Annotated in this window: 19 protein-coding genes; 11 read left to right on the top strand and 8 right to left on the bottom strand. The window is 63.8% G+C overall.

Features of this window, described 5'->3' with window-relative positions:
- Positions 1-25: 25 nt before the first annotated feature.
- The gene (locus ACPEE1_RS08005) at positions 26-1,015 is read right to left on the bottom strand and encodes a LysR family transcriptional regulator (RefSeq protein ID WP_232539402.1); all 990 of its coding nucleotides are present in this window, start codon (positions 1,013-1,015) and stop codon (positions 26-28) included.
- Positions 1,016-1,057: 42 nt separating this feature from the next.
- Between ACPEE1_RS08005 and ACPEE1_RS08010 the strand changes: the two genes are divergently transcribed.
- Together ACPEE1_RS08010 and ACPEE1_RS08015 are read left to right on the top strand one after the other, a co-directional pair.
- Positions 1,058-2,071: an NAD(P)H-quinone oxidoreductase gene (locus tag ACPEE1_RS08010; protein ID WP_116925885.1), complete on the top strand. Its 1,014-nt coding sequence runs from the start codon at positions 1,058-1,060 to the stop codon at positions 2,069-2,071.
- Between the two features lie 15 nt (positions 2,072-2,086).
- Positions 2,087-3,295 carry an MFS transporter gene (locus tag ACPEE1_RS08015; RefSeq protein WP_198424333.1) on the top strand — a complete coding sequence of 403 codons (1,209 nt, stop codon included), beginning with the start codon at positions 2,087-2,089 and terminating at the stop codon, positions 3,293-3,295.
- Between the two features lie 13 nt (positions 3,296-3,308).
- Here the strand turns inward: ACPEE1_RS08015 and ACPEE1_RS08020 are convergent, their stop codons facing one another.
- Entirely contained in the window at positions 3,309-3,674 is a 366-nt protein-coding gene (locus ACPEE1_RS08020) for a VOC family protein (RefSeq protein ID WP_116925886.1), read from the bottom strand.
- Positions 3,675-4,074: 400 nt separating this feature from the next.
- Here ACPEE1_RS08020 and ACPEE1_RS08025 point away from each other — a divergent pair, with 400 nt between their 5' ends.
- Together ACPEE1_RS08025 and ACPEE1_RS08030 are read left to right on the top strand one after the other, a co-directional pair.
- Positions 4,075-6,501 (top strand): TonB-dependent siderophore receptor, encoded by a 2,427-nt coding sequence (locus ACPEE1_RS08025; RefSeq protein ID WP_423935883.1) that lies wholly within the window; start codon positions 4,075-4,077, stop codon positions 6,499-6,501.
- Positions 6,502-6,857: 356 nt separating this feature from the next.
- Positions 6,858-8,174, top strand: a complete 1,317-nt coding sequence (locus tag ACPEE1_RS08030) for an Ig-like domain-containing protein (RefSeq protein WP_133248135.1) — start codon at positions 6,858-6,860, stop codon at positions 8,172-8,174.
- Between the two features lie 85 nt (positions 8,175-8,259).
- On the opposite strand, the gene ACPEE1_RS08035 is transcribed toward ACPEE1_RS08030, so the two are convergent.
- Positions 8,260-9,174, bottom strand: a complete 915-nt coding sequence (locus tag ACPEE1_RS08035; protein ID WP_116925888.1) for a LysR family transcriptional regulator — start codon at positions 9,172-9,174, stop codon at positions 8,260-8,262.
- 89 nt (positions 9,175-9,263) lie between these two features.
- Between ACPEE1_RS08035 and ACPEE1_RS08040 the strand changes: the two genes are divergently transcribed.
- Together ACPEE1_RS08040 and ACPEE1_RS08045 are read left to right on the top strand one after the other, a co-directional pair.
- Positions 9,264-10,619, top strand: a complete 1,356-nt coding sequence (locus ACPEE1_RS08040) for an MFS transporter (RefSeq protein WP_423935886.1) — start codon at positions 9,264-9,266, stop codon at positions 10,617-10,619.
- Positions 10,612-11,016, top strand: coding sequence for a DUF4440 domain-containing protein (locus tag ACPEE1_RS08045; RefSeq protein WP_423935888.1), 405 nt, complete (start codon positions 10,612-10,614; stop codon positions 11,014-11,016). Before ACPEE1_RS08040 ends, ACPEE1_RS08045 begins: the two co-directional genes overlap by 8 nt.
- A 229-nt stretch (positions 11,017-11,245) precedes the next feature.
- Here ACPEE1_RS08045 and ACPEE1_RS08050 read toward each other — a convergent pair whose 3' ends face one another.
- The 3 genes from ACPEE1_RS08050 to imuA are packed head-to-tail and all read right to left on the bottom strand — an operon-like array spanning position 11,246 to position 16,664.
- Positions 11,246-14,374 (bottom strand): error-prone DNA polymerase, encoded by a 3,129-nt coding sequence (locus ACPEE1_RS08050; RefSeq protein ID WP_423935890.1) that lies wholly within the window; start codon positions 14,372-14,374, stop codon positions 11,246-11,248.
- Between the two features lie 24 nt (positions 14,375-14,398).
- Positions 14,399-15,931, bottom strand: a complete 1,533-nt coding sequence (locus tag ACPEE1_RS08055; RefSeq protein WP_232539401.1) for a Y-family DNA polymerase — start codon at positions 15,929-15,931, stop codon at positions 14,399-14,401.
- Positions 15,849-16,664: a translesion DNA synthesis-associated protein ImuA gene (imuA, locus tag ACPEE1_RS08060; protein WP_182342886.1), complete on the bottom strand. Its 816-nt coding sequence runs from the start codon at positions 16,662-16,664 to the stop codon at positions 15,849-15,851. Before imuA ends, ACPEE1_RS08055 begins: the two co-directional genes overlap by 83 nt.
- Before the next feature lie 169 nt (positions 16,665-16,833).
- On the opposite strand from imuA, the gene ACPEE1_RS08065 reads away from it, so the two are divergent.
- Both ACPEE1_RS08065 and ACPEE1_RS08070 read left to right on the top strand, forming a co-directional pair.
- Entirely contained in the window at positions 16,834-17,877 is a 1,044-nt protein-coding gene (locus ACPEE1_RS08065; RefSeq protein WP_409935168.1) for an MlaD family protein, read from the top strand.
- Positions 17,874-18,554, top strand: a complete 681-nt coding sequence (locus ACPEE1_RS08070) for a hypothetical protein (protein ID WP_423935893.1) — start codon at positions 17,874-17,876, stop codon at positions 18,552-18,554. The genes ACPEE1_RS08065 and ACPEE1_RS08070 overlap by 4 nt, the downstream gene beginning before the upstream one ends.
- A 29-nt stretch (positions 18,555-18,583) precedes the next feature.
- On the opposite strand, the gene ACPEE1_RS08075 is transcribed toward ACPEE1_RS08070, so the two are convergent.
- Positions 18,584-18,823 carry a hypothetical protein gene (locus tag ACPEE1_RS08075; protein WP_182342884.1) on the bottom strand — a complete coding sequence of 80 codons (240 nt, stop codon included), beginning with the start codon at positions 18,821-18,823 and terminating at the stop codon, positions 18,584-18,586.
- A 218-nt stretch (positions 18,824-19,041) separates the two neighbouring features.
- Between ACPEE1_RS08075 and ACPEE1_RS08080 the strand changes: the two genes are divergently transcribed.
- Positions 19,042-19,170 (top strand): hypothetical protein, encoded by a 129-nt coding sequence (locus ACPEE1_RS08080; RefSeq protein ID WP_260719959.1) that lies wholly within the window; start codon positions 19,042-19,044, stop codon positions 19,168-19,170.
- Positions 19,171-19,224: 54 nt separating this feature from the next.
- Positions 19,225-19,545 carry a plasmid stabilization protein gene (locus ACPEE1_RS08085; protein WP_116925895.1) on the top strand — a complete coding sequence of 107 codons (321 nt, stop codon included), beginning with the start codon at positions 19,225-19,227 and terminating at the stop codon, positions 19,543-19,545.
- Between the two features lie 54 nt (positions 19,546-19,599).
- Here ACPEE1_RS08085 and ACPEE1_RS08090 read toward each other — a convergent pair whose 3' ends face one another.
- Positions 19,600-19,749, bottom strand: coding sequence for a hypothetical protein (locus tag ACPEE1_RS08090; RefSeq protein WP_165841178.1), 150 nt, complete (start codon positions 19,747-19,749; stop codon positions 19,600-19,602).
- 169 nt (positions 19,750-19,918) lie between these two features.
- Between ACPEE1_RS08090 and ACPEE1_RS08095 the strand changes: the two genes are divergently transcribed.
- The gene (locus ACPEE1_RS08095; protein ID WP_116925896.1) at positions 19,919-20,977 is read left to right on the top strand and encodes an SDR family oxidoreductase; all 1,059 of its coding nucleotides are present in this window, start codon (positions 19,919-19,921) and stop codon (positions 20,975-20,977) included.
- Positions 20,978-20,979 lie beyond the last annotated feature (2 nt).

Raw genomic sequence — 20,979 nt, forward strand, 5'->3', positions numbered from 1 at the left:
TGGCGGGCCGCGCAGGCTGTTCAGCTCACACCGCCCAACGATGGGGCTCGCCGATAAAGCGCTTTAACTGCTCGGTGAACACGCGCAGTTTGGCACTGGGCTCCACTGGCGCGCGCAGCAGATGGATGTCGGAATGCAAGCAGGTGCTGTCGCTGGGGCCGGCAGTCAATTTCAGCAGATGCCCCGTGGCAATGTCGTTGCCTACTACCCAATCGGGTAACAGCGCAATGCCCACGCCCGCCAGCGCAGCCAAGCGCATGGCTTCAAAATCATCACAACGAAAAACGGCCTGGTCTGGCAAAACGCCATGTCCGAGAAAGTCAGACCAGCCCAGCAAATCTGCGCCATGCAGTTTATCGATGAGCTGGTAGCTTGGTAAATCGTCCAGAGATTTTGGAGCGCCCACTGCGGAGATGTACAAAGGGCTGGCACACAGCGTACGGATTTGCGTGGCGATCTTGGTGGCGACCAGAGAACTGTCCGGAAGTTTGCCTATCCTTATCACCGCATCCAGGCGCTCAGCCACAGGATCTGCAAGCCGCTCTGTCAAATCCAGCTCCACGCGCAATTGAGGGTGGGTCTTGGCCAGCAAGGCCACCACAGGAATCACGTACCGCTTGCCGAAGGTGGGAAAGCAGGCCACGCGCAAAACACCATGGGCTCCACCACTCAGGGCCGCAATTTCCTGTTGCGCATCTGCCAACTCGTCCAGCACGCGCTTGGCTCTGACAAGCAGCGCAGCACCAGCCTCGGTCAAGGTGATGAGCCGGGTAGAGCGCCTGAAAACAGGCGTTCCAAGACGCGCTTCTAGCGTGTCAATGCTGCGCGTGATCGACGAGGGGGCGACCCCCATGCGCCGAGCTGCTGCGGAGAAGCTGCCTTCACGGGTAACGTGGACAAACACTTCCAAAAACTCGGCGATGCGCTCAGCGCCCATATTTGCATTTCCCGCAAAACCGTTAACGAATTCTGGCCAGTTATCAAGCGGGGTCTGGCCCCGTACCATCGAATCCATTGTAGTTGAGCTGATTTCGCTCGAAGAAGGAGTCGCAAGTTGATGAAAGCCGTTGTTCAGAATGTCTTTGGTGGTCCTGAGACGCTCAAGATCGAGGAATTGCCGATTCCAGAGGTACGGCCCCATGACCTGTTGGTGCGAGTCGGTGCTGCTGGCGTCAACCGGGCCGATGCCTTGCAGCGCATGGGCCGCTATGGCCGGGCCAACTTTGGCGACTCCGAGCTGATGGGGCTGGAGGTCGCAGGCGAGGTGGTTGACCTTGGTGCATCCGTTTCGGGTTATCAAATAGGTGATCGGGTGATGGGGATCGTTGGTGGAGGGGCCTACGCCGAATTCGCCCGCATGGACCACAGGATGGCTATGCCAATTCCGCGCGGAATGGACGATGTGCGAGCAGCAGCGATTCCCGAGGTCTTTGTCACTGCCCATGAAGCGCTATTTCACTTGGGCCGTCTCGAAGCGGATCAGTCCGTCCTGGTGCATGCCGCCGCTGGAGGGGTTGGCTCTGCTGCCGTGCAACTCGCCCACCGCGCTGGTGCTCGCATCTTTGCCAGCACTTCCGCTGAGAAGCTGCAGCGCGTGTTGGCCTGGGGTGCAGATCGGGTCATCGACTACCGCGCCGAGAGCTTCCAGCAAGTGATCGACGCCGATACCGATGGCCAAGGCGTCAACCTGGTTGTGGACTTTATTGGTGCGCCGTATCTGGCCGCCAACATCCATTCGCTGGCCGAAGGCGGGCGAATGATCCAGGTGGGCATTCTCGGGGGCGGCAGCGGAGGGGAGTTGCCATTGGACCGTGTTCTCTACCGGCGTCTCTCCATCATGGGGACGGTGATGAAAAGCCGCTCGCTGGAGGAGAAGTGCGCCATGGTGGAACGCTTTTCAGAACGGTGGCTAGCGCTGTTCGACGACGGAAGGCTGCATCCCGTTGTTGACAGTGTCTATGCACTTGAAGATACAGAAGCGGCCCATCGCCGATTGGAATCCGGTCAGGCAGTCGGAAAAATAATCCTGTCAACGGCAGCGCTGGGAAATGACCGGCTGGCTCAAGAGTAGAAGAGGGGAGCCATCATGCCAAAAACCATTCTGCAAAAGGTTGACGCATGCATGCATCGTTACCAGCTGCTGGCAATGACCTGGTGCTGTGCATTTGCAGTATCTGCCATCTACTACCACCAGCCGCTGCTGCCACAAATGGCGGGTACTTTTGGCGTTTCACTCGGCAACGGAAGCTGGATAGCCACCATCACGCAACTCGGTTATGCGCTGGGCCTGCTGCTGTTTGTCCCTCTGGCGGATCGGATCGAGCCGCGCACCTTGGCCGCAAGAACCATCAGCGTCAATGCGCTTGCACTGCTGGCCTGCGCTTTTGCCCCCAGCTTTACCTGGTTGCTGATCGGCTGCGCCGTGGTCGGCATGACCGCGATCACCGCGCAAATCATCATACCGACGATGGTGAGCGCGTCTGCGCCGGCAGCGCAGGGAAAGGTGATTGGTTCGCTGTTGGGTGGACTCTCAGCAGGGCTGTTGTTGGCCAGAATGCTGAGCGGCTATGGAGGCGCAGAGTTTGGCTGGCATGCCATTTTTGCAGTCGCTGCGGCGCTCAATGGTGTCATGCTTTTCATGGTGTGGCGCACGCTGCCGGTGTTACATCCCCAAGCATCGGTGTCTTACGCAGGACTGTTGAAATCCATGGTCACCATGCTGCGAGAAGAACCCCTTATCCGTCTGGCATCTGCCTCGGGTTTTTTGATGTTTGCCGCATTCAGTGCCCTCTGGGCCTCATTGGCCAGCATGCTTTCTCAGCCGCCTTACCATTTCAATCCTGCAGCCATTGGTGCGTTTGGATTTGTCGGCTTGGTGGGTTTGTTTGCTTCCAAGAAAATTGGCATGCTGGTGGACAGGTTCGGCGCCGAAAGAACCATTATTTATGGCTGCAGCCTTATCGCATTGGCCTATGTCTTTGTGGCCCTCTGCGGCTTGAGTCTGGTCTGGTTGGTGGTTGGCATGGCGTTGATGGATGTGGGAAATCGAGCCGGATTGGTGGCCAATCAATCCAGAATCTTTGCGACACATCCCGAGGCCAGGAACAGGACCAATACGATTTTCATGGTGTCCTATTTTCTAGGTGGTGCCGCCGGCGCTGCACTGGGTGGCTACAGCGCCCATGTAGATGGATGGCATGGCCTGGCATTCGTCGGTATAGCGCTTACCGCCATTGCTGGGGTGATGAACTGGGTCGCTCAAGCCTCGTATGGTCTCAAGGTCTTGAAGGGTTGAGCTTGCGTAGTGCCTATCCCGCCCGGTATTGGCGGCTTGACACGCTGATCGCGTTGCCGTCCGGATCCTTGGTATTGGCAAAGGCGTAGCCATTGGCCTGGTGCACCGGGCCAAAATCCAGCCCCTTTGCGGCGGCCTTGGCCACAAACTGGTCGACATCGGCCACGCTGAACGAGAGCTTGAGCACCGCAGAGCCAAATTTCAGGCTCTTGGCGGCCTGGTGAACCAGGATCTCCGCGCCGCCATGCAGGGGTTGGAGCGCGATCAGGCCATCGACCACAACGCAGTCGGAGGTGTAACCAAAGTGCCTCACATAGAACTGCGCCGTGCGCTGCATGTCTTTGGCGTAGATGAGCAGGGTGGTGAGCGCGATGGTCATGGCGGGCCATTATGGCAGCGCTGACCGCGCCTGCGACGGCGCGCGCACGGAGGCTGGCGACCCCACTGGCCGTTGGCCAGCACCCCCACGCTCGTTATTTCACAAAACTGTTGCCGAAACGCCACTTATTAATATTGAGTATGATACTGATTCGTATTTGAATAAGTATCATGGGGCCGTTTTGGCCAGCAGCTGTGCCCGCGTTTACCGGGGCGGCGCTGCCAGGCATTCGCGGATTTCAGGCGGTGTACAGCCCACGCCATCCACGCAGGAATCCATCTGACGGTGGCAGCGCTCAGTGTGCTGTGCGCTTTGGCAGCCTGCACTCCAAGCTTCGCACGCGCTTTGCAGCGCTGTCTCGTCCCGTCGTCGCTTTTTTATCGGACGAGAGCACTCTTTCATGTCTTCTTTCACTTTCAAGCCGCGCCGCACCGTGCTGGCGCATGCGGCGGTCTGCCTGGGCCTGGCCTTGCACATGCAGGCGACGATGGCGCAAACCGCCAGCTTCGATATTCCGGCGCAGCCGCTCGCTAGCGCGCTGGCCCAATTTGCCCGCCAGGCGAACCTGGGCTTTACCGCCGCACCAGCCGCAGCGCAGGGCCGCCAAGCGCCCGCCCTGCATGGTGCGCAGGATGTGTCGCAGGCTTTGCAGGCCTTGCTGCAGGGATCGGGCCTGCAGGGCCGGGTGGAAGGGGGCGTGTTAATGGTGCAGGCAGCCGCGCCTGCGCCCGCTGCCGCAGCATCGGCTGCCTCTCCATCTGCAGCGGGAGGCGAAGTCACGCTGTCGGAGGTGACGGTGCGCAGCAACCAGCTCGGTGAGATCACCGAGGGCTCGGGCTCTTACACGCCTGGCGCTGTGGCGACGGCGACCCGCCTGGTGCTGACGCCGCGTGAGACGCCGCAGTCCGTCAGCGTGGTGACGCGCCAGGTGATGGATGACTTCCAGCTCCACTCGATTGACGATGTCATCAACCACACGCCGGGCGTGAGCATCGTGACCTACGACAGCGAGCGCACCGAGTACTACGCGCGCGGCTTTGCGATCCAGAACTTCCAGTACGACGGCATTCCGATGGCGCGCAACTCGGCCTATTCCGCGGGCAATACCCTGACCGATATGGCGATCTACGACCGGGTGGAAGTGCTCAAGGGTGCCACCGGGCTGCTGACTGGCAGTGGCGATCCAGGCGCCACCATCAACCTGGTGCGCAAGAAGCCGACCAAGGAGTTCAGTGGCCATGCCAGCATCAGCGCCGGCAGCTACCAGAACTACCGGGGGGAGCTGGACGTCAGCGGCGCGCTCAACGACAGCGGCAGCATCCGCGCGCGCGGCGTTGCCACCTACCAGGACAAGCACTCGCAGCTCGATCGCTACGAGCGCAAGACGGGCGTGCTCTACGGCATCGTCGAGGTGGACCTGACGCCCCAAACCCTGCTGACGGTGGGCGCCGACCGCCAGGACAACAAGCCCACGGCATCGACCTGGGGCGGTATTCCCTTGCTCGATGCGAGCGGCCATTTCAACGCCATGCCGCGCTCGTTCAACAACGGCGCCGACTGGAGCCACTGGGACCAGTACACCCGCACCGCCTTTGCTACCTTGGAGCATTACTTTGACAGTGGCTGGGTCACCAAGCTGCAGCTCAACCACCAGATCAACGGTTACGACGCCAACCTGGGCGCCGCAGCCGGTGGCAACCCCGATCCAGTGACCGGTGCCGGCGTGCGCATGTGGAAGGGCCAGTACATAGGCCGCACCACCAGCGATGCGGCCGACCTATATGCCAGCGGCCCGTTCTCGCTGCTGGGGCGCAGCCATGAGCTGGTGGTGGGCGGCAGCCTGGCCAAGCGCCGTTGGAAAAACGATGGCTACTACAACGACAACAGCGGCTTTGACGGCGTGGTGGACAACTACTACCAGTGGAATGGTAAGGTGCCTGCCCCGGTGTGGAACAGCGCGCCTGACTACAGCGATGACGAGAGCACCTATGAGAACGGCCTCTACACGACCGCCCGCTGGAACCTGCGCGATGACTTGAAGCTCATCACCGGCGGGCGCCTGTCCAACTACAGAAACCGGGTGCAGGAGCAAAAGGAAAAGAATGTCTTTACGCCCTACCTGGGCGCCGTGTATGACCTGAACCAGAACTACTCGGTCTATGCCAGCTACAGCGGCATCTTCAAGCCGCAGTCCTACCAGACCGAGCAGGGCCGCACCTTGGATCCGCTCGAGGGCAAGAACTATGAGCTCGGCGCCAAGGCCTCGTTCTTTGGCGGCCGGCTCAATGCCAGCGCTGCTGTCTTCCAGACCTTGCAGGACAACTATGCCGTGGAGAGTGGCGGCATCACCCCCAGCGGCAACCCCGCGTACCGTGCAATCCAGGGCGTCAAGACCCGGGGCTGGGAAGCGGAGGTGTCCGGCCAGATCACGCCCGCCTGGCAGATCCAGGCCGGTTACTCGCACAGCATTGCGCGCAAGGACGGTGAGCGTGTCTCCACCCTCACGCCGTCCAACCAGTTCAACCTCTACACCAGCTACAAGCTCGCTGGCAGCCTGAGCGGTTTGACCCTGGGTGGTGGCGCGCGCTGGCAGGACAAGACCTGGGGCAGCATCAACGTGCCGACCGGTGGCAATGCCGTGCACACCGTGCAGAACTACTGGGTCTGGGATGCCATGGCCCGCTACGACTTCAACAAGCAGCTGTCCGCCTCGCTTAACATCAAGAACCTATTCGACAAGAAGTACTACACCATCTTCAGCTGGTACAGCACCTACACCTGGGGCGAGCCGCGCACGGTCAACGTGAGCCTGAACTACAAGTTCTAAGCGCCGCTGTAGTCAACGCATGCACCACCGGTCTGCAAAGGCTGGTGGTGCATTTTTCTGGGGGCAAGGCGGCCCTTGCTCAATGCTGGCGACGCGCAGAGGTCTGCCGATACATCAATGGCAGCCACGGGATACATATAGACCAGTGAATTGGAAACAAATAAATACATTTACACTGGCCGGTGTATGAGGTCTGCGCCACAGACCGCGACAAACCGGATGAAACGGTCATTGATTCACGTTATTTGACCTTCATCATGTGTTTCCCCAAGCTTTGCTAAATAGACTTCGTCTTTTGCTTTATCAGCACGATCAAATGTATTGATGGTGCCTAACATGATTGCCAAGGAAGTGTTATGACTCGTCAGCGGAACGCCCGGAACATCGTTGTTTCCTCGGCCATGTTGCTGGCCACCTCCAGCCTCTTTGCCCAGGGGCTGATCACGGTGTACCAGAACGATTTTGAAACGCCCAACGCAGCGCAGTACGCGGCAGAGATTTGCAAAGATGGCGGTGGCACCCCGGCGGGGAGTAACAACTACGGGACTTTCTCTCAAAATTACAGCGATCCGGCCAACGGCTTTTCGTTCGTTCAAGTCAAAACGGCCGATCGCCTGTGTACCAAGGCGGTCAACAATCCTACCGCCAATGCCAGCCACTCGCCGGCTTGGCAAGGCACCGGCTATGCCGATGATTCGCGCCCTTTGAACCGATTCACGGGTGGTATTGTTCGTCAGTCCGGTGACTATCGGCACCGAGAGGCGGTGGGCCTGGTTTTTCCGACACAAGGCCAGCAGTTCATGGATCTGTCGATGGATTGGTCTGGGCTTGCCGTGCAGCTCGATGGCGCCAACCCCGCCAACCCTGGCGACTTCTACAACAAGCTGTGGATCAACAGACCGAACAAAGACTACAGCGTCAAATTCCGTTTCTACCGGCTTGAAGCTGGTGACAGCTTTGTCTTGGTGGATAACGCGGCTGCGGAGTCTTCGGTGAATATCAATGCGGTGCCTGCCAGCCCTGTGCGCACAGAGGTGTTTTCTTTCTCCAGCGCTTCGCCGGATGGCCTGTCGTTTGACTGGCATGCGATGCACTATGCCTTGGATATGGCGAACATGGGCTTTAACAGTTCAACCCAGCGCCTGGGCGTGGTCTGGGAGCTGGAGACTGACCAGTCTTATGCGGCCTTTGACAATATTCTGGTAACTGCCTCACAGGTTCCAGCCGCCGAGGTGGTCAAGGGCGTTGATGATGAGCACAGCTTGCCCAATATCTCGGATGCCTTTGCGATTCCCGATGTCACCGCCAACGACTATGTGGAAGGCGGCGGCAGCGCCATCAACAAGGCATCGGTTCAGTTGTTGAGCGCGCCGCAGTATGGCGCGCTGAGCATCCCCGATCCCAGCCACCCCGAGCTGATTCTCTACACACCCGACGGCGTGTACTTTGGCGATGTGACTTTCCAGTACAGGGTCTGTGATACGTCGACCCCTACGCCTGCCTGTACGACCGATCCTGTCACCGTGACCTTGCACATTCCTGCCAAGGTCACGCCACCCGAGCCGGCTGCGCCAACGCCTGTACCCGGGCTGGCTGGTTGGGGCATCGGCTTGCTGTCGATGCTGACGCTGGGCCTGGCCGGGTTCTTCAGCAGAAAGCGCCACACTGCCTAGTGGCCAAGCCCTCTTCGGAGGGTTTTTTTCATGCTGACTAACGCACTGATCCCAGTTGAGGCCGCAATGTGAAGTTAAGCCTGGCCTAGCCTGTGCGCCGTTGCCCCAGGTGCTTGCTGAGAAAGTCGATAAAGGCGCGGGTCTTGTGCGGCAGGTGGGGGCTGTTGGGAAAAACAGCGCTGATCGACTGGCGTGGCAGGCTGTAGCCGGGCAGCAGCTGCTGCAATGCGCCGCTGTGCAGGTCCTGCTCGACCAGCCAGGCCGGCAGCACCGCGATGCCCAGCGATGACAGCGCCATCAGGCGGATAGCGGCGGAGGTGTTGGCATGGTGGGCGGCGCTGCCTTTGACCTCGGTCTCCTTGTCCTGGGGGCCGCGCAGGATCCAGTGCGTGGGGCTGTGAAGATTGCTGTTGGCAATCCAGGGGAGCGGGGCCAGATCAGCGGGCTGCCGCACCGGATGCCTTTTGAGCAACGCAGGCGAGGCGACGAGCACGATGTCGTAATCGTCCAGTTTGCGGCTCTTGAAATCCGAATCGGCCAGGCTGCCCAGGCGCACCACCAGGTCGAGCTTTTCTGCAATCAGGTCGCTCAGCGAGGAGTTGGTGTCGTAGCGGATGGAGATGGCCGGGTACTGCTGCACGAACCTGGCCACCAGCGGCAGGATGTAGCGCTCGCCATATTCGCCCGTGGTGCTCAGGCGCAAGGTGCCTGAGATGCGCTTGCGGCCCTGCATGGCCATGTCAAACTTGCTCTCCAGCTGGCCGACCAGCTCCTTGAACTCATCGTAGAAGTTCTGGCCCGCTTCGGTCAGCGCAATGCTGCGTGTGCTGCGCAGCAGCAGCGTGACGGCCAGGGCCTCTTCCAGGGCTTTGACATGCAGGCTGGCCATGGCCTTGCTGATGGACAGGTAATCGGCCGCCTTGGTGTACGAGCCCAGCTCGACAACGGCCAGAAAGGTCTGCACGCGGTGCAGCTGGGTGGAGAGAGCGATGCGGTTCATTGTTCAATCTGGCCAAACAAAGTTTCAAGCATAGCGGTATCGACGGGCCGCGCAGCCCTGCCTACCATCCTGGGCCAAAGGGATCCAAGATGACGTACCGCTACCGCATTGCCACCGTGTTCTTGCTGGGATTTTTTATTGACTGCATCAACATCTTCATGCCCGCCGTGGCCTTGCCACGCATGGCCGCCGCGTTCCAGATCGGCAGCGCGGCCAGCGCCTGGGTCGCGAATGCCTACATCCTCGGGCTGACCCTTGTCATTCCGCTCAGTCCCTGGCTGGCCAGCCGCTGGGGCGCTCGGCGCATGCTGGCAGCATCGATGCTGGTGGTTGCGGGGGCTGTTTGGGCATGCGGCGAGGCCAGCAGTTTTGGCCAGATGGTGGGCTGGCGCTTTGTGCAAGGCATGGCTGGGGGCTTGCTGATCCCTGTGGGCCAGGCGATGACCTTCAACCGTTTCCAAGGCGCCGAGCGGGCCCGCATCTCGACCCTGGTCATGGCAGTGGCCCTGCTGGCGCCCGCGCTGTCTCCCAGCCTGGGCGGCTGGATCGTGGATCAGGCCTCCTGGCGCTGGGTGTTCCACGCCAATATTCCGCTGGCCCTGGCGGCCGCTGCGTTGTCATGGCTGTGGCTGCGCGAGGAGCCCAGGCCAGCGCAGACGCGGCCCGACCTGCTCGGCCTGCTGCTGATCAGCGCCGCGCTGGCCAGTGCCTTGCTCGGCATGTCGCTCTACGGTGCGGGCCAAGCGGGCGTGGTGGCATTGGCTTGTTTGGGGGCTGCGCTGCTGTTGGCCCGCCTTTATGCCAGCCATTCCCGCAAGGTGGCCGATGCCATTGTGGATGTGCGTTTGCTCCAAAGCCCGCGGCTCGCGCTGTCGATCTGGGTGTACTACGCCATCCCCGGCATTTTTACCGGCGTGAACCTGCTCAATATCTTTTATCTGCAAGACCTGCTCCATATGGGAGCGGCGCAGACGGGGCGCTTCATGGTGGTGTATGCCGCAGGGGCGCTGGTGGCCATGGTGCTGTGCGGGCGCCTGTACAACCGGGTGGGGGCTGGGCGGCTGTTTGTGCTTTCGATGCTGCTGCACAGCCTGGGCATTGCGGCGCTGGCGGCGGTGGATTCCACACAGGATCTGCCGATCCTCATCCTGGCCTATGCGCTGATGGGCACAGGCGGCGGGATGGGCGCCAACACCGCGCAGACCACGGCGCTGATGGATTTTGACGGCGCCCAAACCCACAAGGCCAGTGTGCTGTGGAACATCAACCGCCAAATGGCCTTCAGCGTGGGCGCGGCGCTGCTGCTGATGCTTTTCAATCTGCTTGCCCAGCGCTGGTCTGCGCCCCAGGCCTATCACCTCACATTTGCGATCGCCGCCTTGCTGGGATTGCTTCCCCTTCTTCCACTACGCAGCTTGCCTGCAGAAAAAACCCACCATGAATAATCCCTACACCCAGGCTGCCGAGCGCAGTGTCTACGACGTGCACGAACTGATCCAAACCATTTTTGCCGGCGCGCCGGGCATGGCGCGGGCCGCCATTGACCAGCTGATGCCCGTATTTGCGGAAGGCTTCAGCATGGTCACCACTGCTGGTGCCGTGGTGCAGCTGCCGCAGGTGGCTGCCATGTTCCAGCAGGCCGCTGCCGGTCGGCCCGGGCTGCGCATTGAGATCAGTGAGGTGAGCAGCGTCTGGCAAGCCGCTAGCAGCGTGGCGCTGCGCTACCAGGAGACCCACCATCTGAACGGCACAGCCATGGTGCGCTGGGCCACGGCGATTGTTGATTGCGCCGATGGGGCCGTGCGCTGGCAGTACCTGCATGAGACGGCCTTGGGCCGCTGATGCCAAGCGGGCAGCAGCGGAGTTCTGCGATGACGAGCGCCCGTGTTCACTTCATCCGCTGCAGCCGCATCGGCACCTGATATCGCTCGGCATGGATTGACGTGGTGCTACCAATCCGTGAATCGCCCAGGCTTTGCTAGACACTCTTGTGCTGTTGGTTGGACTGCCCCTGGTTAGGTTGACGAAATCAGCCTATCTTTGGACTGCCCTTGGTCAGGGCCAGTCCCCCTCACCGAAAATCCCGGCTCCGAATCCGCAGGCTGTCATACCAGTCCGAGACATCCCGCAACTGGTGCGCGATCAGGTTGCCGACCTCGCCGCTGCGCTGCCAGCGGCCTTGCACGGCCAGGAACTGGGCGTGCAGCAGGGCATCGCGCTGGGCGCTGCGCAGATGGGGCCAGCAGATGACTTGCAGGTTGCCGGTTTCGTCCTCCAGGGTGATAAAGACGACGCCCTTGGCAGTGGGTGGTTGCTGGCGCAGGGTGACGATGCCGCAGGCGCGCACCCAGCTGCCGTCGCGCGCTTCGCGCAGCTCGGCCTGGGTTTGGAAGCGGTGGCGCTGCAGGCGTTCGCGCAGCAAGGCCATGGGGTGGCGGCGCAGGCTCAGGCCCAGCGCGGCATAGTCCCAGTGGATGTCTTCCTGCTCACTGGCGGCGGGCAGTTGCAGCTCTTCCTCGTCGATGGGGGCTGCGCGCAGCAGGCGGCTGTGGTGCAGCGGTGCGGAGGCGTGCCAGAGCTGGTTGCGGCGGTGGCCTTCAAGGCTGGCCAGGGCATCGGCGGCGGCCAGGTACTTCATCGCCGGGGCGTCCAGCTGGGCGCGGCGGGCCAGGTCCTGGGCGCTGTCGAAGGGGGCGGCGCTGCGGGCCTGCAGCAGGCGCTCGACTTGTGTCTGCTGCAGCTGCTTGACCAGGCGCAGGCCCAGGCGCACGGCGGGGTGGGGGCCGCTGGCCGCTTCGGTGCTGCAGTCCATGGCGCTGTGCATCACATCGACGGGCAGTACCTGCACGCCATGGCGCTGGGCGTCCTGGATCAGCTGGCTGTTGCTGTAAAAGCCCAGCGGCTGGCTGTTGATCATGGCCACCAGAAACTCGGCCGGGTAGTGGCATTTGATCCAGGCGCTGAAGTACACCAGGATCGCAAAGCTGGCGGCATGGCTCTCCGGAAAACCGTATTCCGAAAAGCCCTGGATCTGCTGAAAGATCGATTCGGCAAAGGCCTGCGAGTAGCCATTGCCGGTCATGCCGTTGATGATCTTGTCATAGTACTTTTGCAGGTTGCCGGTGCGGCGCCAGGCCGCCATCGAGCGGCGCAGCTGGTCGGCCTCGCCGGCGCTGAAGCCGGCCGCATCGATGGCGATCTGCATCACCTGCTCCTGGAAGATGGGCACGCCCAGGGTGCGCTCCAGTGCCGGGCGCAGCAGCTCGCTTTCGTACTGGATTTCTTCCAGCCCCTGGCGGCGGCGCAGATAGGGGTGGACCATGCCGCCCTGGATGGGGCCGGGCCGCACCAGCGCGACCTCGATCACCAGGTCGTAGAACTCCCTGGGCCGCAGGCGCGGCAGCATGCTCATCTGGGCGCGGCTCTCGATCTGGAAGACGCCGATGGTGTCAGCCGCGCAGATCATGTCGTAGGTGGCGGTGTCTCCGTGCGGGATATCGCCCAGCGCAAAGCTGCGGCCCTGGCGTGCGCCCACCAGGTGCAGCATTTTTTGCAGCGCGGTGAGCATGCCCAGCGCCAGCACATCGACCTTGAGCAGGCCCACGGCATCGAGGTCGTCCTTGTCCCACTGGATGACGGTGCGGTTTTCCATGCTGGCGCGCTCGATCGGCACGATGCGCGAGAGCGGGCCGCGCGTGAGCACAAAGCCGCCCACATGCTGGGACAGGTGGCGCGGAAAATCGCGCAGGGTCTCGACCAGCTCCTGCAGCTGGCGCACGGCCAGGTCACCCGCCTGCAGGCCGCACTGGGCCAGCGCTTCGGCCCGCAGCAACTCGTCGTCCCAGCGCGAATGGTCGCGTGCCAGCAGATCGATGCTGGGCGGCGCAAAGCCCAGCGCCTTGGCCACATCGCGGATCGCGGATTTGCGCCGGTAGCGGATGACGACGGCAGTGAGGCCTGCGCGGTGCAGGCCGTATTTCTTGTACAGGTACTGGATGACCTCTTCGCGCCGGGCATGCTCAAAGTCGACATCGATATCGGGCGGCTCGTTGCGCTCCTTGCTGATAAAGCGCTCGAACAGCACCCGGGTCTTGTCCGGATCGACCTCGGTGATGCCCAGGCAAAAGCAGACCGCCGAGTTGGCGGCCGAGCCCCGGCCCTGGCAGAGGATGTCCTTGCTGCGGGCAAAGCGCACGATGTCGTAGACGGTCAAAAAGTAGTGCTCGTACTGCAGCTCGGAGATAAGGGCCAGCTCTTTTTCCAAGGTGGCCTGCACCTGCGGCGGCGTGCCTTGCGGCCAGCGGCGGGCCGCCCCTTCGTAGCTGAGCTGGCGCAGATAGGCCGCTGGTGTGAGCTGGGGCGGCACCACCTCGTCGGGGTACTGGTAGCGCAGCTCGGTCAGCGAGAACTGGCAACGCGCGGCAATGTCCAGGGTGGCGCCTAGCAGATCGGGCGGGTACATCTGCGCCAGCCGCAGCCGGCTGCGCAGGTGCTGCTCGGCATTGGGCTGCAGCGCGTAGCCGCAGTCGGTCAGCGGGCGGCGCAGGCGGATGGCGGTCAGCACATCCTGCATGGGCTTGCGCGAGCGCACATGCATGTGCACATTGCCAGCGGCCACCAGCGGCACGCCACTGCTGCTGCCCGCCGCGCGCATCTGCGCCAGCCAGGCCTCGTCGCCCAGGCTGCGATCGAGCTGCACGGCCAGCCAGCAGCGGCCGGCAAAGTGCTGCTGCAGCCAGGCGGCCTGGGCCTGGGTTTGCGCCGGGCTGGCCTGGCGGCTGGGGGCGAGCAGCAGCAGGCAGTCTTGCAGCGCGCGTGGGTGGATGGCCGATTGCGCCAGCGCATAGCTGCCCTTGGGCGATTTGCGCCGCAGTTGGGTGATGAGGGCGCAGAGGTTGCCATAGCCATGCAGGTTGCAGGCCAGTGCCACGAGGATGAAGGCGGGCGCGGCCGCATCGCTGGGCTGCACCTCAAACTGCGCGCCCACGATCAGCGGCAGCCCGCAGTCACGCGCTGCGACATGGGCGCGCACGATGCCGGCGAGCGAGCATTCATCGGTCAGGGCCAGCGCGCGGTAGCCTTGGGTATGGGCGCGGTCGACCAGCTCATGCGGGTGGCTGGCGCCGCGCAGAAAGCTGAAATTGCTCAGGCACCACAGCTCGGCGTAGTGGGGGATGGAGAGTTTGGGACGCGTGGCCATGGCTCTAGACGGGTGCGGCGCTGCTCAGGCAAAGCGGCCATGCAGAAACCAGGCGCCGCTGTTGGCGGACAAGCGGGTGTGGAAGATCCACAGCAAGCCGGCATGCGGGCTGTGGGCGACCCAGTAATCACGCAGCGCGGTGTGGGCGGTTTGGGTGATGGGGGCGGGTTGGGGCGGATCTTTGCGGTGATCGCTGTGATCGCTGCCGGGGGCCGCCTCATCGATGTGGGTGTCGCCATCCGAGTCGGCCGCCGGCAAAAAACCAGGGCTGCGGTGCCACCAGCCGCCTTCGATGCGCTGCGGGCCCAGCAGCAGCTGCAAGGGGCCGTGGTAGAGCGGCCGGCTCTGGCTGTCCTGCAGCAGTTGCAGGGGGGTGGGCAGCAAGAAGCTGGGCTGCGCAAGGGGCGGCACATGCAGCGGTGCATGCAGCCGTGAATGGGGCTGTGCAGCGGGCGGGGCGGCCTTGGCCTTGCCGGCTGGCTGCGCGGGCAGCCACTGCACCTGCCACTCGGGGCGGTGGTCGGGCCGCAGCAGCGGGCGCTGCACCTGGTCTTCGCCCAGGCGGGCGGTGATGCGTTCGAGCACCTGCTCCAGGCTTTCGCCATCGGCGGTTTTGTCGGGCAGCAGGCTGGCACTGCGCTCTTGCAACGCTTCGGGGGCATCGGCATGCAGGCGCAGCTCGCCGACAGGGGCTTGCAGCTGCACATGGGCCAGGTGCTCTTGCAGCAGGCGGCACAGGTGCTGCAGATCGCGCGTGGTGCTGGCGGTGTGGATGGTCAGCTCACCGCCATCGCCTACATGGCGGGAGCGCATCGCATCATGGCACCAGCACAGCCGAAAGCTGCGTACGCCCGCCCGCTGCGCCGCCAGCCAGCCGCACAGCTGCAGCAGCAGCTGGCGCGCGCCGTGCATCAGCGCATCGGCCTGGTCGATGCGCATGGGCAGCTCCAGCCGGGCATCAAAGCGGGCGGGCAACTGGATCCAGGGGTAGCGGTCGGGCAGCAGGCCATGGGCCTGGTCAAGGGCTTTCAGGATGTCCGTATCCATGCGCCGGGCCAGCGCGCCCCGGGGCAGCGCATGCACGGCGCCCAGGCTCTGGCAGCCCAGCTGGCTCAGCAGCTCGGCATGGCGGGCCACTGCATCGATGGCCTGCAAGGGCAGGGGCGCCAGCATCTGGGGCAGCGGCTGGCCCATGCCGTGGCGGATGCCGCAGCGCGCCAGCGCAATGGCCGCCAGGCTGGTGGGGGCCCAGCTGATGGCCTGCACGCCCAGCTGCCGGCTCTCGCGCAACAGGCGCCGGGCCAGTTGCTGGCGGCCGCCAAACAGGCGTTCGCTGGCCGAGAGCTCCAGCACCAGGGCATCGCCAAACACACTGTCCGAGGGCACGCAGGCCAGGCGCGGCGTGAACTGCTGCGCCCACAGTGCCAGGCCTTGCATCTGGGCCGTGGGCGTGGCGGGCGCGGCTGGGGTGGCCTCAGTGCTGCAGGCTGGACTGGGGCGCGCGCTGGCGGCGGGGTGGGGGAGTTGGGGCAGCAGGGCGGCCCAGATCGCTGTCATGGTCTGGCAAGAGGATGGCTCGGGTCGAGTTGGTGGAAGGAAGGGTGGCTGGCTGCGGCACGGTGCCGGGCCACAGGCGCGCGGGCAGCACGGCTTGCAGGCTGGGCGGCACGGCGGGCAGCTCCAGCGTGCCCTCGTGCACAGGGCCCCGGCGTTTGAGCAGCTCCAGCTGCAGCGACCAGGGCTGGCTGCTGCGCACCAAGAGGCGCAGTGGCGCCGCCGAGGCCTGGTGCCGGCTGCTCTCGGGCCGGAACACAAACACCAGGCCTTCAAACTGCTGGGCGCTGATCTGCAGGCGGCGTATCTGCTCGGGCTGCACCTGGGGCAGCCAGGCCAGCAGGGCGGCTGCGGCATTGGCCCGGAGCAGCTGCTCCAGCGCCCAGAGCTGGTCTTGCGGGCGGCTGCCGTGGATCCAGACCAGCTGCCCAGGCGCCAGGCCGCTTTGCGCCAGCCCGCTGGCATGGGGCGGCAGCGGCGGGCCCAGTGCGATGACAGGTTTGTGCGCTGGGCACTGCTGCAGGGCCATGCCGGTCAGGCGCCATTCCAAGGTGCCCGCCTGGGGCTGCAGCACCTCCGTCAGGCCCTGGCTGGGCCAGCCTTTGCCAGGCAGCTCGGCATCCAGCGCATCCCACCCAGTGGGGATGCCCGCCATCGGCGCGCGCACCAGGTGGTCGCCGCGCCAGAGCTGGGCGGCCACCGTGGGCGGCAGGGACAGGGCATCGAGTTTAGGCATGGCAAATAACTGTATATATGTACAGTATAAGAGCTTGCGCGGCTGCGATGTGTAACAAGCGACGGGCAAGCAGCGGGCGACTGGGCTGGAAAGTGAGTGTCTGCCTTTCAAAACAACCCATTGCAGCTTTGTTTTGAAGCGGGCAGCCAGCCGGGTAAGATCGCGGTACATGCAAATACCAGAACCCCACGACTCTGCCGACCGCCCCGCGCCGCCGTCTTCTGCCGCCTCTGCGCGGCGTATGGCCGTGGTCGATGGTGTGGCGGTAGACGGCCTGGCGCCGGTGCCGCACCTGGAGCGCAAGGCCGGGGCATTGCTGCTGTTTACCTTGCTGCTGATCCTGGGCTCGGCCTTCTACCTGATGTATGCGCGCGGCGTGTTTGAGCCCAAGCAGTCGCTGATCCTGACGGCCGATGACTCCGAAGGCGTCTCCATTGGGCTGGACATGACCTTCTCCGGCTTTGCGATCGGCAAGGTCAGCAAGATCGAGCTGGCGCCCGATGGCACGGTGCGCATCCATGTGGATGTGCCCGAGAAAGATGCACACTGGCTGCGTAGCAGCAGCGTGTTCACCTTGGTCAAGGGCCTGGTGGGCGGCACGACGATCAAGGCCTACTCGGGCATTCTGGACGACCCGCAGCTGGAGGACGGCGCTGTGCGCGCGGTGCTGTCGGGCGATGCGACGGCCGAGCTACCCCAGCTGATGAGCAATGCCCGCCAGCTGCTGGAGAACCTGAACATGATGACCTCCGCTGGCTCGGCCTTGGGCGGCACCCTGGAGCAGCTGCGTGACCTGAGCACCAAGCTCAACGGCCCCAGCGGCGCGCTGGGCGTGGTCATGGGCGGCGACGCCGAGGCGCGCAAGATATCGCAGACCCTGGACCGCACCAACCAGCTGCTGGCGCGGCTGGACGGCCTGGCCAAGAATGCCGACAAGCAGGTGTTTGGGGCCGATGGCGTGATGCCCGAAGTGCGCGCCACGGTGCAGCAGCTCAATGCCGTGCTGGGCGATGTGCGCGGCAGCCTGAAGAAGGTGGATGCGGTGCTGGTGGAGGCCCAGGCCGTGGGCGCCAATGCAAAGGATGCCACCCACCAGCTGGGTGATTTGCGTGCCGATGTGGAAGCCAACTTGCGCAAGGTGGAAGGCATGCTGACCGAGCTGAACCGCAAATGGCCGTTTGCCAAAAAGGATGCCGAGGTGCGACTGCCATGAGCGCCATGATTGCCATCACCACCCGCCTGGCCGCCGCACTGCTGGCTGCCGCTGTGCTGGGCGGCTGCGCCAGCGGCAAGAAGGCGCCCGACTGGGCGATCAACGAACAAGGCGCTGCCGAGCGCGCGACCGATGCCTACCTGTCGGGCAACAGCCGGGTAGCCGATGCCGAATGGCGGCGTGCACGCGATGAGGTAAGCCGCACGGCCCGGCCCGACTTGCTGGCCCGTCTGGAGCTGGCGCGCTGCGCCGCGCAGGTGGCTGCCTTGGATGCCGCCCCTTGCACAGGCTTTGAGGCCGTGGCCCAGGATGCCGCCGATGCCGAACAGGCCTATGCGCGCTATCTGCAGGGCCAGCTGGCTGCCGGGGATGTGGCGCTGCTGCCCAAGGCCCAGCAGGCGGTGGCGCCGCTGGCGCCTGCGCAGGCAGACGCTGCGCTGGCGGCGATAGAGGACCCGCTCTCGCGCCTGGTCGCTGCCGGGGTGTTGGCGGTGCGCGGGCCGGTGCCGATGGCGGTCGTCACCCAGGCGGTGGACACCGCTTCGGCCCAGGGCTGGCGCCGTGCCGTGATGGCCTGGCTGATCAACCAGCAGCGCCTAGCGCGGGAGCTGGGCGATACGGCGCTTGCCGACCAGGTGCAGCGCCGGCTGGATCTCCTGCAGGCAACGCAGAAATAAGACCGCAGGCGCTCAAGCGCTGCATTCACTCACATTGACTGGCTCGTCGTCGTATCGGGCGCTGGCTCTGGCTGCGTGCCGGGGTAGGGGTGCTCGGGGTTGCCTGGGTAGGGGTGCACCGGCTCGCTTGGGTAGGGATGCTGCGGGTTGCCCGGGTAGGGATGCAAAGGGCTGGGCTCATACGTGCCCGGCTCACCAGGCGCCGGCTGGGGCTGGCCCGGGATAGGGGGCTGGGTATGCGATTGGCTGGGGTCGTAGGGCTGGGGCATGGTCGTTCTCCTGCTGCGGCATAGGCAGCGCATGCAAAAGCCCAGTGTTGCAAGCGCTATGGCTGCGCTGTGTAGGCCTGGGGAGCGCGCAAAGGTACGCGCATCGCCGTTACGCCCTGTGTAAAGCGGAACAAGCGGCAGCAAAGCGTTTTTCTGACAGGCAGCGCCTTGCGCCAGGGCTAGGCTGAAAGCATTGACTCAGCCCTCGGAGAACCCCCATGCGCCATCTGCCCCCTGCAAACCTTGCGCTGGCTACACCACAAGCGCAAAAGCCAGTCCCCACCACCCCCAAGAAGCCCCAGCCCGGTGGTGGAGGCCCGCCTGCCGATGGTGATCCATCGCAGTAACCCCCATCCACCCTGAGCCACCCCGCCTCAACGCAGCACCCAAGGAGATTTGTGATGCCCCAAGGAGATAAATCCGCTTATACCGATAAGCAAAAACGCATGGCCCGCCATATCGAGAAAAGCTACGAGAAAAAAGGCGTGTCGGAAGACGAAGCCGCTGCACGCGCCTGGGCCACGGTGAACAAGGCTACCGGCGGCGGCAAGCGCTCCGGATCGGGCCGGGGCAAGGCCACAGGGCCGGGGTCGCAGCTCGCAGCCGCGCGCTCGGCAGCGGCCAGAAAAGCCGCAGCCAGCCGCAGCCCCGAAGCGCGCTCCGCATCGGCCAAAAAGGCGGCGGCTACCCGCAAGCGCAATGCCGCTGCCAAGAAAAACTGAGGATGTAAAACAGGCCAGCCACCGGGTGGTGTACTGGCCTGTTGCGTTGCCCGTTTAGACGGGTTCCGGATCTTTCACCGGTGGTTCATGCCCAGGTTCCTCGATCGGCAAGGTGCTGTCCGGCGGATCAATGGGCTCGGGCTTGGGCAGATCCGGCGGCGGTGGCGCCACCGGCGGTTGAGGGGGCGTAGTAGGGGTTGGCATGGCGGCCTCCTTTCTGCCTTGTTTGTACTGCGCGCTGCGACGGCCGTATGTCGGACAAGCTTGTCAGCGGGTAAGCGCATGTAGGGCGGTCGAGATTGATGTAGCAGCGGTGTGCCGCTGCGGTATGTCGTTTCATTCTTTTAGAGTTCAAGATCCAAGGAGTTTCAGCATGAGCCCATCCACCAGCAAGTCCAAAAAGAGCGCCAGCAAGAAGCCTGCGGCAGAAAAGCGCTCGGTCGAGGAAGTGGTGGCTGCACAGCAGCGCATCCAGCATGCGCAAAGCCAAAATGACGCTCGGGCCAAGGCGTCCAAAAAAGCCAAGAGCAGCAAGGACGATAAAACCCGTAAAAAGACCGCACCCGGCCCCGGCCACGAGGTACCCACACCGCCGATGCCTGGCAAAAAGCTGGCCAAGCCCGGGCATGAGAAAGCGCTCGATCTGCAACCGCTCTACCTGGCAGACAACTACCGGGGCAGCGGCAAGCTCGAGGGCAAGACGGCGGTCATCACCGGCGGCGACTCGGGCATTGGCCGGGCGGTGGCCGTGCTGTTTGCCCGCGAGGGCGCGAATGTGGCGATCCTCTACCTCAATGAGCACGATGATGCGAAAGAAACCTGCCGCCTGATCGAGGACGAGGGCCAGCAGAGCCTGGCAATCTCCGGCAATGTGCAGGACCCGCAGTTTTGCGACAAGGCCGTCAAGCAGGTGCTGAAAAAATTTGGCGCGCTCAATGTGCTGGTCAACAATGCTGCGTTCCAGCAGCATGCGGCCGACATTGAGGACCTGAACACCGAGCGCCTCGACGAGACCTTTCGCACCAATATCTTTGGCTACTTCCACATGGTCAAGGCCGCCATTCCGTACCTGCAGCGGGGCGATGCGATTGTGAACACCGGCTCCGTTACCGGCCTGCGCGGCAGCAAGCAGCTGCTGGACTACTCTGCGACCAAGGGCGCCATCCATGCGTTTACTAAAGCGCTGGCGCAGAACCTGATGGAGCGGGGCATACGGGTGAATGCGGTGGCCCCGGGCCCGGTGTGGACACCGCTGAACCCGGCCGACAAAAACCCAGAGGACCTGCGCAAGTTTGGCGCTGACACGCAGATGGGCCGGCCCGCCCAGCCCGAGGAGCTGGCGCCCGCCTATGTGTTTTTGGCCTCCCAGGCCTGCTCCAGCTATATCTCCGGCATTGTGTTGCCGGTGACGGGGAGCGTCGGCGAATCCTGAGC

The organism is Comamonas sp. 23 (assembly GCF_049601575.1).
Classification (GTDB): domain Bacteria; phylum Pseudomonadota; class Gammaproteobacteria; order Burkholderiales; family Burkholderiaceae_C; genus Comamonas; species Comamonas squillarum.